15 protein-coding genes are annotated in these 14,068 nt (G+C 33.5%); all 15 read left to right on the top strand.

Annotation, left to right across the window (positions count from 1 at the left end; translation table 11 throughout):
- Positions 1 to 8 precede the first annotated feature (8 nt).
- On the top strand, positions 9 to 1,388 hold the full coding sequence (gene murC / locus BHF71_RS09190) for a UDP-N-acetylmuramate--L-alanine ligase (RefSeq protein WP_069657361.1): 1,380 nt from the start codon (positions 9 to 11) through the stop codon (positions 1,386 to 1,388).
- 149 nt (positions 1,389 to 1,537) lie between these two features.
- A complete protein-coding gene (locus tag BHF71_RS09185; RefSeq protein WP_176717348.1) occupies positions 1,538 to 3,193 on the top strand; it encodes a GspE/PulE family protein in 1,656 nt (551 codons plus the stop codon).
- A gap of 10 nt (positions 3,194 to 3,203) precedes the next feature.
- Positions 3,204 to 4,244: a type IV pilus twitching motility protein PilT gene (locus tag BHF71_RS09180; protein ID WP_069657410.1), complete on the top strand. Its 1,041-nt coding sequence runs from the start codon at positions 3,204 to 3,206 to the stop codon at positions 4,242 to 4,244.
- A 12-nt stretch (positions 4,245 to 4,256) separates the two neighbouring features.
- Complete coding sequence (locus BHF71_RS09175; RefSeq protein WP_069657360.1) at positions 4,257 to 5,462, top strand: type II secretion system F family protein; 1,206 nt, start codon at positions 4,257 to 4,259, stop codon at positions 5,460 to 5,462.
- An 81-nt stretch (positions 5,463 to 5,543) separates the two neighbouring features.
- Positions 5,544 to 5,915: a type II secretion system protein gene (locus BHF71_RS09170; RefSeq protein WP_069657359.1), complete on the top strand. Its 372-nt coding sequence runs from the start codon at positions 5,544 to 5,546 to the stop codon at positions 5,913 to 5,915.
- A gap of 74 nt (positions 5,916 to 5,989) precedes the next feature.
- Complete coding sequence (locus BHF71_RS09165; RefSeq protein WP_069657358.1) at positions 5,990 to 6,745, top strand: prepilin peptidase; 756 nt, start codon at positions 5,990 to 5,992, stop codon at positions 6,743 to 6,745.
- A gap of 38 nt (positions 6,746 to 6,783) precedes the next feature.
- Positions 6,784 to 7,746, top strand: a complete 963-nt coding sequence (gene pilM, locus BHF71_RS09160) for a type IV pilus biogenesis protein PilM (protein ID WP_069657357.1) — start codon at positions 6,784 to 6,786, stop codon at positions 7,744 to 7,746.
- The gene (locus BHF71_RS09155; RefSeq protein WP_069657356.1) at positions 7,736 to 8,329 is read left to right on the top strand and encodes a hypothetical protein; all 594 of its coding nucleotides are present in this window, start codon (positions 7,736 to 7,738) and stop codon (positions 8,327 to 8,329) included. The genes pilM and BHF71_RS09155 overlap by 11 nt, the downstream gene beginning before the upstream one ends.
- Positions 8,322 to 8,951, top strand: a complete 630-nt coding sequence (gene pilO, locus BHF71_RS09150) for a type 4a pilus biogenesis protein PilO (RefSeq protein ID WP_069657355.1) — start codon at positions 8,322 to 8,324, stop codon at positions 8,949 to 8,951. Before BHF71_RS09155 ends, pilO begins: the two co-directional genes overlap by 8 nt.
- A gap of 22 nt (positions 8,952 to 8,973) precedes the next feature.
- Positions 8,974 to 9,435 (top strand): type IV pilus modification PilV family protein, encoded by a 462-nt coding sequence (locus tag BHF71_RS09145; protein ID WP_069657354.1) that lies wholly within the window; start codon positions 8,974 to 8,976, stop codon positions 9,433 to 9,435.
- 18 nt (positions 9,436 to 9,453) lie between these two features.
- Complete coding sequence (locus BHF71_RS09140) at positions 9,454 to 9,960, top strand: type II secretion system protein (protein WP_069657353.1); 507 nt, start codon at positions 9,454 to 9,456, stop codon at positions 9,958 to 9,960.
- A 26-nt stretch (positions 9,961 to 9,986) separates the two neighbouring features.
- Positions 9,987 to 10,934: a hypothetical protein gene (locus BHF71_RS09135; protein WP_069657352.1), complete on the top strand. Its 948-nt coding sequence runs from the start codon at positions 9,987 to 9,989 to the stop codon at positions 10,932 to 10,934.
- Positions 10,935 to 10,950: 16 nt separating this feature from the next.
- Positions 10,951 to 11,340, top strand: coding sequence for a hypothetical protein (locus BHF71_RS09130; RefSeq protein WP_069657351.1), 390 nt, complete (start codon positions 10,951 to 10,953; stop codon positions 11,338 to 11,340).
- Positions 11,341 to 11,453: 113 nt separating this feature from the next.
- Positions 11,454 to 12,548 (top strand): SPOR domain-containing protein, encoded by a 1,095-nt coding sequence (locus tag BHF71_RS09125; RefSeq protein ID WP_069657350.1) that lies wholly within the window; start codon positions 11,454 to 11,456, stop codon positions 12,546 to 12,548.
- Between the two features lie 102 nt (positions 12,549 to 12,650).
- A complete protein-coding gene (aspA, locus tag BHF71_RS09120; RefSeq protein WP_069657349.1) occupies positions 12,651 to 14,057 on the top strand; it encodes an aspartate ammonia-lyase in 1,407 nt (468 codons plus the stop codon).
- Positions 14,058 to 14,068: the final 11 nt, after the last annotated feature.

Here is a 14,068-nt window from a genome sequence, read left to right as displayed (position 1 = left end):
TGAATAGGTTGAATACAGCTCAACATGTTCATTTTATTGGTATTGGCGGATACGGGATGAGTGCAATTGCTCGAGTAATGCTTGATTTAGGATATCATGTTAGTGGTTCTGACGTGATGAAAAAGGATTTGACTGATAAATTAGCAGCTAGGGGGGCACGCATTTTTATTGGGCATAAAGAGTCCAATATTGAAGGTGCTGAATTAGTTGTATATTCAACAGACATTCCACATGATAACGTGGAATTATTGGCGGCAAAAAAGCAAAATATTCCATATATCCACAGGTCCGAAATGTTGGCTAAGATTATGAATGAAAAAAAGGGAATTGCTGTAGCTGGGGCACATGGGAAAACAACTACTTCCTCAATGATTGCTTTGATTATGGAGAGTAACAATTTAGACCCAACTTTTGTGATTGGGGGAGAGGTCTTAAATATTGGCAGTAATGCTAAGGCTGGAAAAAGTGATTATGTAGTAGCAGAGGCTGATGAAAGTGATGGCTCTTTTCTACAATATTATCCATATATCAGTGTAGTTACCAATATAGAAGCCGATCATTTGGAGAATTATGGTGGAAAATTTGAAAACTTAAAACAGGCATATCGAAAATTTTTAAATCAATTAAAACCAGAAGGACTGGCCATTGTTTGTTATGATGATCCTTACATAAGGGAAATGCTACCGGATGTAAAAGGTAAGACTATTACATTTGGATTTGATAATAATGCTGATATGGTTGCTAAGGATCTTGTGTTTATAAACAGAACCTCAATATTTACCGTTGTTTATCGTGGTAAAAAACTTGGGAATGTAAAACTTTCTATTCCAGGAAAACATAATATCTTAAATGCGTTAGCGGCAATTGTGGTTGGACTAGAAATAGGAATTCCTTTTTCAGGAATTGCTGAAGCCCTTAAAGATTTTACAGGTGCGAAAAGAAGGTTCCAAGTTATTGCTGAACATAAGCAAAGGGTGATAATTGATGACTACGCTCACCATCCAACTGAAATTCAAGCAACTATAAGTGCTGCAAAAGCAACTGGAAAGAGAATTGTTGCAGTTTTCCAACCACAGAGATATACACGGACATTTTTCCTTCTGGATGCTTTTAGTCGTGCCTTTTCAGAAGCTGATGAAGTTGTGATTACAGATATTTATTCTCCAGCAGGGGATAATCAAATTGAAGGAATTAATGCTAAAAAATTAGTTGAATTAATAAAGAAAAACAGCAATCCAAATGTTAAATTTTTTCCTACAAAAGAAGAGGTTCTTGAGTATCTTTCTGAAGTATCTAGGCCAAATGACCTAATCCTAACGATGGGTGCCGGAGATATTTGGAAAGTGGCTTACCAATTGGCGGACAAGTGGGATAACGAAAAGTTATAAAATTAATTTTTTTAATAATATTTTTAAAATTATCTTTTGATGTTTCATTTGTTAGCAAAAAATAGTATTATTTACCTAGATATCTAACTGTTAATGTTTAATTATTAAAACAATTTACCTTCCGTGGGGAATTGAATGGGTGGATAAAAATGGTAAAAAAACGAATAGGAGACATCTTAGTTGAAACAGGATTAATTACAAAAAAACAGCTAGAGGATGCTTTAGAAACACAAAAACAAACCAAGAAACGATTGGGAGATATTCTGATTTCCAAAGGAATCATATCAGAACAGCAACTGATTGAAGTATTAGAGTTTCAACTAGGTATTCCCCATGTTAATTTATATAAATACAAAATCGATCGAAGTATAGTTCAAATTATTCCAGAGCAATTAGCACTACGATATCAAGTTATTCCAATTAAAAAAAATGGCAATAAATTGACGGTTGCTATGGCAGATCCTCTTGATTATTATGCGATTGATGATCTGAGAATGACAACTGGATTTCAAATTGAACCAGTTATCACTTCAAAGGATGAGTTAGCTAAAATTATTGATCGCTATTATGGAATACAACAGACCGTAAATGAGATTATGGAACATCTTCCTAAAGAAGATGAGATAGATGAGCAAATTCAATCGGAAGATGCTCCAGTTAGTAGGATGGTTAACCAAATACTTCAAAACGCCGTTCAACAACGGTCAAGCGATATTCATTTTGACCCACAGGAGAATGAGTTACGTGTACGTTTTAGAATTGATGGTATTTTAAGAACAGAACAAATATTGTCTAAACACTTACAGGGAATTATTACTGCACGGTTAAAAATAATGAGTAAGTTGAATATAGCTGAAAAAAGATTGCCTCAAGATGGACGTTTCCAATTGGAAATTAATCATCGTCCAATAGATGTTAGGGTATCAACTTTGCCAACAGTTCATGGTGAAAAGGTAGTACTAAGGATTTTAGATTTAAGCCAAGCCATTAAGAAAATTGAACACCTAGGTTTTACTGAAACTAATGCCAACCTCTATCGACAAATGTTTCATAAAGCTTTTGGGTTAATCTTAGTGACTGGTCCGACTGGTAGCGGTAAAACCTCGACACTATATAGTGCGCTTAATGAATTAAATAAAGATGATGTCAATATTATTACCATTGAAGACCCTGTGGAATATCAATTACAAGGTATCAATCAAATCCAGGTAAATGAAAAGATCGAGTTAACCTTTGCCAGGGGATTACGTTCTGTTTTAAGACAAGATCCCGATGTTATTATGGTCGGTGAAATTCGAGATCACGAAACCGCAAGTATGGCCGTAAGGGCAGCATTAACCGGGCACCTAGTTTTAAGTACCTTACATACTAATGATGCTGTTTCAAGTATTACTAGATTGATTGATATGGGAATTGAACCGTTTCTTGTCTCTTCATCGTTAACTGGAGTTGTTGCCCAAAGGTTGGTTCGTAGAGTGTGTACTGATTGTGCAGTCGAATATGTCCCTTCAGTCGAAGAGGAAGTTTTACTAGAACGATATAACGTAGACAATAAAAGATTGGTTAAAGGTAAAGGTTGTCCTAAATGTAATATGACAGGCTATAGAGGAAGGGTGGCAATCCATGAACTGCTTCTATTAGACGATCAGATAAAAAAGATGGTGGTAGAAAAACAACCAGATTCAGAGTATCGTAAATATTTGCAGCAAAATGGTTTTGTCACTTTATTAGAAGATGGGTTAATCAAAGTAAAACAAGGAATTACTTCAATTGCAGAGGTAATGAGGGTGACTATGAATGATTGAGGTGGATAACTTGCAACAAGGGATAAAAGAATTGATGCTAGAGGCATTTAATAGACAGGCATCGGATTTGCATATAACTGTGGGGGCTAAGCCTACATTGAGAATTCATGGCAGGTTAGTTCCAATTGGCGAACGGACGTTGACATCCCAAGATACCTCATCATATCTTAAGGAAATAGTGACCGAAAGCCAATATCAGGAATTTTTGGACAAGGGTGAGTTGGATTTTTCTTACGGAATACCGGGCGTATCTAGATTTAGGATTAATGCTTACAAGCAACGTGGGACTATTAGTTTAGCTATTAGGGTAATTCCAACAAGAATACCTAATTTAGATGAATTGGGTGCAGCACCTATTTTGAAAACTTTTGTGGATAAACCACAAGGCCTAATCTTGGTAACTGGTCCCACAGGAAGTGGTAAATCTACTACCCTAGCCGCGATGATTAACTTGATAAATAGGACTCAACAAAAACATATCATTACCCTTGAGGATCCGATTGAATACTTACATCGCCATGACAAATCATTAGTAGATCAACGGGAAATAGGAGTTGATTCTGATAGTTTTGCAACTGCCTTAAGGTCAGCTTTACGTCAGGATCCTGATGTCATTTTAGTCGGTGAGATGCGTGATTTAGAAACGATTTCTACTGCTATTACTGCTGCAGAGACAGGACATTTAGTATTGGCAACTTTACATACAACAGATGCAGCTAATACGATTGATAGGATTATTGACGTATTTCCAGCCTACCAACAACCACAAATTAGACTTCAATTAGCTTCAGTATTGGTTGGTATTGTATCACAGCGTTTAATACCGACGTTTGATGAAAAGGGACGAGTTGTCGCTATGGAAATCCTGGTTAACACACCAGCTATCGCCAACTTAATTCGATCAGAGAAGGTTCATCAAATCAAGACGGTAATGCAAACAGGTAAAGGTTTTGGAATGCAGACGATGGAGGCAGCTTTGAAAGAGTTAGTACTAATGGGCAAAATCAGTGATCAAAGTGCTAAACGGTATTTGTTAAATTGGAATGGATAGTAGGTGAATTGGATGGTCTATCAATATTTAGCGGTTAATCAAAATGGAAAACGTGAAAAAGGGACCATCGAAGGTAACAGTAAAGAAGAAGTTATCAAATTGCTTAGAAATAAAGGATTATACACCTTAGAAATAAAAGAAGAAAAACAAAGCATCTTAAAGAAAGAAATTGAAATCGGTAAAGTAGTAAAGATTGAGGAGTTAGTAGTTTTTACTAGACAACTGACCACCTTAATTAGGGCTGGTGTAACAATTATTGATGCAATATATATCCTTAGTGAGCAAACAGAGAATAAAAGATTGAAAAAAATTTTGAAGCAGATAGATTCTGGATTGCGGAATGGCGAAACATTTTCTTCACTTTTGGCAGTTCATAAAAAGGTATTTCCAACCATGTTCGTAAATATGGTGAAAGCAGGAGAAGTTGCTGGTAATCTTGATGAAACATTAGATGGTGTGGCAACTTATCTTGAAAAGGAAAGTAATACTAGAAAAAAGGTTAAATCGGCACTTACATACCCGATAGTTATAACGATTTTTGCGACATTTGTTACAGTATTTTTGATGGTAAGTGTAGTACCGACTTTTGTTCAGATGTATGCTGATTTTGGGGCTGAGCTACCTCTACCTACTAGAATTGTTATTGGAGTAAGTCAATTCATTCAAAATAGATGGTATTTACTATTAGGGTTTGGTATTTTAATAGTCATAACTTATAACTTACTTGATAGAAACATAAAGACTAAATATTACTTAGACTATTTTAAATTGAAAATGCCGGTATTTGGTAAACTATTACAAAAAGCAGCGATTGCTAGATTTTCAAGAACGCTCAGCTCTTTGCTAGTTAGTGCAGTTCCTATCTTGCAGGCGCTTACGATGGTAAGTCAGGTTGTTAATAATGAGGCAATCGCAAAACCAATTAGGGAATCGATGGATAGTCTAAGACAGGGTAAATCGTTACATGAACCTCTTAAGAATTATAGTGTTTTTCCTCCGTTACTTATTCACATGATGGCCATTGGTGAGGAAACGGGTTCATTGGAAGAAATGTTAAATAAGGTAGCCGATTTTTACGAATCTGATGTTGAGGCGATGACAGATCAATTAAAGGCACTGCTTGAACCGATGATGATAATACTACTGACGGTGATTATCGGCACGATCATTATGGCAGTGTTGACACCGATGTTTGGTATTTATAACATGATAGGATAAGATATTAATAGATTTAAGTGGCCTACAGTGCGATCCTGACTAGGCCACAATAAGATATACTAGATGAGGGAGGTGAAATGAATGAGGAAGACAGTTCATAAACATTTATCTAACCAACGTGGTGTAACTTTAGTAGAGTTACTTGCTGTTATTGTAATCTTAGGTATTTTAGCAAGCGTGGCAGTTCCTGTAGTTTTAAATCAGATTGAAAATGCGAGTAGTGAAGCAGAAGATGCAAGTGGTGAAATTATTTTAGATGCTGCCCAAAGGTATTTTATAATGACACCTAGTGATGACGATGTTACTGTTGGTGAGTTAATCACAGCGAAGTATTTAAAGAATCTACCAGATGGTTATGAAACAGATGATTATATATCCAGAGATGAACCTAATATAATATATGAAGATGGTAACGCAAACGATACAAAATACCAATCAAAAATCACTAACTAATACTATTTCTTTGGTGCCAACCTTCTATAATATGTTGGCACCTACCATTATTTTTTAAAAATGAGGTATAAACTATGAATCTATTATTTTGGATTTTTTATAGTATTTTAGCATTATTTATTGGTTCTTTTTTAAATGTGGTGGCTTTACGCGTTCCTAAAAAAGAATCTATTATTTTTCCACCCTCCCATTGTCCAATTTGTCAACATCGTTTATCTGTACTAGATTTGATCCCAGTATTAAGTTACATTGGACTTAAGGGGAAATGTCGTTATTGTGGTACGAAGATTTCTCCAATTTACCCATTAGGAGAATTATTAACTCTTTTTATTTTTTTATTGTTACCTTATTTTGTTGGATACAATACAGAATTGGTTATCGGTTATCCATTTGTAATGTTAATGATTGCTGTTACCCTAAGTGATTTAAAATATCAGATTATTCCTAATCGCTTAACTTATCCAGGCATTGTTTTGTTATTTGTTTTACGTTTATGGATACATACTGAAGCTATTTGGAGCTATCTGATTGGTGCATTTGTCGGAAGTGGATTTCTATTATTAGTTGCCATTTTAAGTCGAGGCGGAATGGGAGGCGGCGATATTAAGTTATTCTTCTTCATTGGCCTGGCCTTAGGATGGCAGAATACTCTACTGGCATTATTTTTATCGATGGCAATCGGTGCAATCTTTGGAGGAATACTTCTAATTACTGGAAAAGTTCAACGTAAGCAGATGATTCCCTTTGGTCCTTTTATTTTTATCGGAACAATCATCACCTATTTTTATGGTGAAGAAATTTGGCGTTGGTATTTAACATTGGTTATATAGTCTTATTTTTTTCTACAGATAGATGAGGTGGATTATTTATGACATTTTTCAGTAAAAAGTTGAGACAACTAGCAATCGTATTCGATGATTATACTATAAGATTTGTTGAAGTTACAACAAAAAATGATGATATTATTGCTATCCACCACGTATCCACAGTTGAGAACAATGTTGTTGAAAATGGAATTTTAGATAAAGAAAAATGGAAAGATCTCCTATTGGAACAATTAGAATCTAACAATATTAAGGCAAAAACGGTGCGGATTGTTATCCCTAGTTCCATAGTAATCATTCGTCATCAAACAATGCCGGATATACCCGTCAAGGATTTAAAACAAATTGTTCAACATGAGCTTGGATATTCAATTCACCTTCCTTTTAACAATCCAATATTTGATCTAGTTAAAGTAAAATCCGATTTACCGATTTTTAATGAAGTGGGTGAACAGGCGATCCAAGTGGTTTTGGTAGCGGCACCAGGTTCATTTATCTTTCCTTTAGTTGATGTGTTGTATGAAAACAAAATGAAGCCAAAAGTAATCGATATCCCAGCTTTAAGCTTATATAGATTATTTTCTCACCTGTATCCATATCAATCTGATGATGCGTTATTATTGGTGAATGTTACTAAGCATGGAGTAGATGCGCATATTTTAGATAAAGGAATCTTGGCATTTACAAGACATATACCGATGGAAGTCTCCAACTCCGAAAACTATCAACCTTTCATATCTGACTTTGCCTATGAGATTGAACGGGCGATAAATTTTTATCAATATACTTTAAATAACCGGGATAAAAAAATAAATAGTTGCTGGATTACTTCAGAAATAGATTTTCCTGAAGATTTTTATCGTTTATTAAAAGAGAGGCTAGATATAAGCGTAAATCCATTAGTTTACAAAAATAGTGAACTGTCTCAACAAGGAGACGAGTATAAGGGGTATGAAGTTGGTATTGGTCTCTTCTTGAGAAAGGCGGTAGTTGAAAATGGAAATTAATCTTTTACCAGAAATACCAGCAACAAAAAAATTTTTGTGGCCTATTGCGATCATAGCGGCTATTTTAATAATTTCTACTAGCTCTTTGGTAAGTTGGCATATTTGGGAAAAATCCAGAATTTTAGCTGACAAAAATCAACAATTAGAGCTAATAAAGAAGCAACGTGAACAACAACAAAAGATATTAAATAAAAACAAAGAAGATTCACAACTATTTTCAGCTTATTTAGCCAATTACAATTCGTTAATAAAAAAACATGTTAATCTGGTCCCTTTAATTGATGATATGAGCAGATTATTACCAAGTAATGGATATCTTTATGTTGTTGAATGGTCAGAAGAAGGAATTATTAATCTTATAGGTGAATTTCCATCTCTTGAAGTTATTGGTCAATATATTCAACTCCTTAATGAGTTATACTGGGTGAAAGATATAAGTATTAAAAGCGTGAATGAAAGTGAATTTTCTTTAGATTTACAATCCAATCAAAAAAGTGACCGTGGCCAATTAATGCAATTTAATATGGAAATCAAAATAGACCTTCAGTCCTTTTATAAGAAGGGAGCTACATATAATGAATGAGGCTAAAAAAGCGATTATTCTCATTGGAATTTTTTTTATAGCTTTAGGAGGGTTTTATTTCTATAAGATTAATGCTTTGAATCAAGGTATTTATGCTGTTGAACAGGAAATTAAGAAAGAACAAGAATATTTAACTTTAATTACTGAACAGCTAGCTAAAATGAAGAAAGAACCAACAAAGGATGATATCGATAGTTTTTATTATCGTTTGCCCGGTTCTAAAGGGATTCCTCAGTTATTTCAATTTTTCTATCAAATATCCAAAGCAGACAAAATCAACTTAATATCCTTAAATCTTAATGATGATGACGATGTTAAGAATCAAGATAGTCGGAAAAAAAATGAAGAAAATACAATTTATCAATCATTGACTTTTAATATGATGGTAACTAGTGATAAATACGAGCAGATAAGATCATTTATTCAAAATATCTATGAAGCTGATCGATTGATTAATTTAAAAAAATTAGGTTTTTTTGTGGATGAGGACGGTCCTATCTATGAGTTAACATTTGATATATTTTATATTCCAGATATGCAAGGTAAAATTCCTGATTTAGAACCTATTATCACTTATCCTCCATCAAATAAAATAACTCCTGTGATAGAGCTAGAAGATTAGCTTTGGGAAAATGGTGAAACATATGGAACAGAAGCATGAAAAAGGAGTAACTCTAATAGAGCTATTGGCGGCAATGACACTTTTGATGGTGGTTCTAATACCATTTACTAACTTATTTTTTCAAGGTTACAAATCAAATCAGGAAAATATTAAACAATTAGATACCAAAATTGTTGCCACTGGCATTATTGAAGAATTAAAATCGGGGTTGCGACAAAATCAATTATCTGTGAATATTGGAGGAGAATCATTTGATATTTCTAATCCAAGCTCTGTCAAGATAACTAATTATCCGATTTCACTTAACGGAACAGATTTCATATTATCATTTACCATTGAAAATTATCTAATACCAGATAGTATGCTCTCTGCTATTATCAATACAAAGCCAACGAATCTCTACAAAATTAGTGTTAGTTTAGCACCAAAAAGTGACGTAATAAATTACAAACCTATTAACTTAAGTGTGATAATAAAACGTTAGTGGTAAAGGGATGTTTTAATGTTAAAAAAAATTCTTCACAAAAACGATGGTATAACCTTATTAGAAGTATTAGCAGTTGTGGCATTATTAACTACCATAAGTGCAGTCACTTTGCCTTTAGTTATGGAAACGATAAATGATTTTCAAGAGGAAACATTAAGGAGTAAACTTTTTAAAGAAGCACAGAAGATCGAAGCACAATTAATATTTGTTGTGCGAAATTCAACCAATATTCCAGATCAGAATTCATTTCTAAAAGTTACTGGAAACCGTTATAGTTTTTATTCATCGGAAGATCAGACTGAAAAGTTTGTATTTGAATTAAATGGTACAAGTTTAATATATTATAATGATAATTTTCCTGTCACACTTTCGAATAATGTTACCGGTTTTTTTCTTAAAGAAGAGGGTGAAACGGTTAAAAAGTTACTATATACTATTAAACTATCAAGTACAGTAAACGACAAAAATATCGAAGTTAAATTAGAAAACAGATACATTTATTTCCCGATTTGGAACTATTGACGGGCAATATTTTAAAGGTGATAACAATGAAGTATCTATCTAATGAAAAAGGGTATGCTCTTATAATGGTGTTGGCATTTATCGTGATTGCCACAATCTTTACTGTCCCTTATTTGAATACTATTTTACATGATACTCGGGAGATGGAGATAGAAACCCTCAAGAATCAAAATAATTATGTACTTGAGAGTGCCGTTGAAATAACTAAGGCTATAGTTGAAGCTAATAATCTTCAAACAGAAGACCAGTTAGAAGAAGTAGTAAAGCAGATCGGCGTCAATAGTGAAACCCTATTTAATATTAAATTGAGCTCTGGAATTGACAAAAGTAAAAATAGAATATTTTATGCTACTGAAGGCGATTTTTTTAATCAAAGATCTAATAGTCAAATTGCAATAACTTATCGGACTTTTGATATTACGATATTTGATAATAATAAGATAATAATAAGTAGTAAAACCAATCCGGAAGCACAAGTTGATGGAAATAATAATTTTAAGTCTAGTTATCAAGCACAGGATATAATAGGAATTTCTGACACCCTATTTGCTAATTTAATCTTTCAAAAATATAGTAGTTTTGTGATTGGATACAACGAAAATAGTTATTCTAAGTTTGACAGCTTAGATGAAAAGTATGATAGTAATGTAACCTTTACTAATTTATGGGTGGAAGGCCCGCTGAAGATTAAAGGAAAAGGTAAAAAAAGACCAAACATTACAGTAAACGGTGATGCGTATATTAAAGGGGATATGGAGCTTAACAAACTAAATAATTTTACAGTTTTAGGAGATTTAGTGATCTACGATGGCGATTTGAAGATTGATAAAGTTAATAACATTAATATTGGTGGTAATTTGATAGTTAAAGGTAAAATAGAGATCAAAAAATCTCCCAAGATATATCTGAAAAGTATTGCTGCTGATCAAATTTATGTCGAGTCTAGTAATACAGACGTATTTCCTGCCAATTAGCTGATGGGGTGATAGAATGACGAAAATATCGGTGCTGAAGAAAATTTATTTAATTATAATATCTATCTTATTGATTTTTTCTTTAACGGGATGTTGGAACAGGTCTGTTGATAGTACTTACGATGGAAGCGGAGGTTACTATAGTGGTGATGACAAGATAGATAATGGAGATAGAACAGATGGATACCAGGATAAAGATGACGATAAAAATAAAAAAGATGATGATAAAAAAGATGAAGACGGCAAAGATGAAGATGATGATGAAGATGAAGATGAAGATTCTAATAATGGAAGTAATGATGGGAATGTGGGAGGAAATGGTGATTCTAATACCGGATCAAATGGTAGTGGTGAATCTGACTTCATAGATGGACAACTGCAATTCGATAGTTGGATAATTGACTAAATAGACTCATAGAAGTCTATTTTTTTTTGCTAGATTTTTTGGTAATAAAGTTCTATTTAGCTTTTTTTGAAATATATATTGAATAGTAGTTTTATCAAAAGGAGTTGAATAGAATGGACAAGCCTAAAATAACCATTAGAGCATGGGTACCTTTGGAAAAACGAAAAAAATCTTCAGATAATCAACTAAAAGACAATAGTAAGCTAATTTTTAATACACAGACAATTGGAAGTATGGACTTAGTGGAAAAAAATTTTAATAAGGAAGATAACCTTCAATCAGAATTAAATGATCAACACAATATGGATTATGTAACTTTTACAAAGCACCCAACTAGGAATATATACTATAGGGACTACTCAGATGTTGACAGAAGGAAAATAAATAGGAGAAAACGTAAAAATAATGGGATTAATCCCCAATTTATTAAAGCAATAGTTGCTGGTACCAGTGCCATAATTACTGGAATGATTTTTGGTTATATCCTACTTAATTATTATCTGCAACCGATGTTTGAGCAAGAGAATGTCAATGGGCAAATATCAAGTCAACAACAGTTTTCTAATTCTGAAATTAAGATTAATCAATCAATTCCATTACAAAATATATATGTGCTCCAAGTAGGTGTGTTTTCAGAACGTTCAAGGGCGGAGCTGATTTTATCTGAGCAAAAAACACTCGGGAGGGCTGCAGTTATAGTTGGACAAGGTCCTTATCGGGTATTCGTGGGAATTGGGTCGACAAAAGAGGTAGCAGAAAGCCTAAAATCATCATTAAATTCCCAGGATTTAGAGATATATGTAAAAGAATATACGATACCTGAATATAAGATAAAATTACCTAGTGAAACTAATCAATCATTTTTTAAATTTATAACTATAGGGGACCAAATGGTAGATCTTTTAGCTAAGGGGTCAATTAGTGGTTTAACTGATTATCCATCTGGAATTGATTATGAGGAATTAGTAAGGTTACATCAACAATTTTTATTGGAAGCACAAATCATAAAAGCATATATAAAAGAAGAAAACCTCTTTTTAGAGCAAAAAGTTCTTCAGAGTATGGTTGAACAGATGAATTATGCAGTTGAAGCAGCTACTGAGTACAGAAAAAATCCAAATAAACAATATTTATGGAAGATACAAGAATCATTGATAAACTATAAGATGAGTTATGAAGGATTAACCAAAAGTCAAAGTGAAATATAATAATATTGTCTTTATAAAACATAAGTGAGATAATATTTAATACGTGAAATAAACAAAAAATATGAAAAATTTGTTCTAATTTTACTTGGGGGTCAAAGCAATATGAGCGAATATCGTATCGAAAGAGACTTACTAGGAACTAAAGAGGTACCACGTGATGCCTATTATGGTATTCAAACCATGCGTGCTGTAGAAAATTTTCCAATTACCGGATATCCACCTCATAAGGAATTAATCATTGCTTTTGGTTATGTGAAGAAAGCAGCAGCAATGGCAAACTCTGAAGTTGGTTATTTAAATAAAAGAATTGCTGAGGCAATAATTAAAGCCACTGACGAAATTATCGCTGGTAAATTACACGACCAATTTATAGTTGATTCGATTCAAGGTGGAGCAGGTACTTCATTTAATATGAATGCTAATGAAGTTATTGCTAATCGAGCTATTGAAATATTGGGTGGGAAAAAAGGTGATTATTCAGTTGTTAGTCCCAATACCCATGTTAATATGGCGCAATCAACAAACGATTCATTCCCTACGGCCATTCATATTGCGATATTTAATCTAGCTAAGGGATTGTTAGAAGCATTATATGAATTAAAAAAATCATTACATAAAAAAGAAAAAGAATTTGATGATGTTATCAAAATGGGAAGAACCCATTTACAAGATGCTGTTCCTATCCGACTTGGACAAGAATTTGGAGCTTACGCCAAAGTTATTGGTAGAGATATAAAACGAATTGGACAATCTGTTCAACACCTTGGGGAAATTAATATGGGTGCTACCGCCGTCGGTACAGGACTTAATGCCAAACCTGAATATATTAAACGGGTTGTTGAAATATTGGCAGAATTGACTGGACACCCATTAAAAAATGCGGAAAATCTTGTTGACGCAACACAAAACACAGATGCCTATACTGAGGTCTCTTCATCATTAAAAATATTAGCGATAAATATCTCAAAAATTGCTAATGATCTTAGATTGATGGCATCTGGTCCTAAAACAGGTATTAATGAAATTAACCTACCACCTCGCCAACCTGGGTCATCAATAATGCCAGGTAAGGTTAACCCGGTATTAGCCGAAGTAATTAACCAGATTTCATTCCAGGTTATTGGAAATGATCATACTATCTCTCTTGCTTCAGAAGCAGGTCAATTAGAACTAAATGTTATGGAACCAGTTTTGGTTTTTAATCTACTACAATCTTTAAGTATTTTACAAAATGGAATAAAAGTGTTTACAAAATATTTAATTGATGGTATTACGGCAAATGTTGATCATTGTGAACATCTGGTTGAAAAGAGTGTTGGAATAGTTACAGCTATTAATCCTCATGTTGGATATGAGGTGGCAACCCAAGTGGCCAAAGAAGCTTTAGAAACAGGTAGGTCAATTAGAGAAATCTGTTTAGAACGGGGCTTATTGACAAAGGAGGAGTTAGATGTCATTCTTGATGTTAAGGAAATGACCTCCCCTGGAATTGCTGGAGCTAAATTATAGTTTTTTAACTT

Source organism: Vulcanibacillus modesticaldus, assembly GCF_001730235.1.
GTDB classification, from domain to species: domain Bacteria; phylum Bacillota; class Bacilli; order Tepidibacillales; family Tepidibacillaceae; genus Vulcanibacillus; species Vulcanibacillus modesticaldus.
The sequence above is the reverse complement of the archived record's forward strand: the minus strand, read 5'-3'. Positions and strand labels throughout refer to the sequence as shown.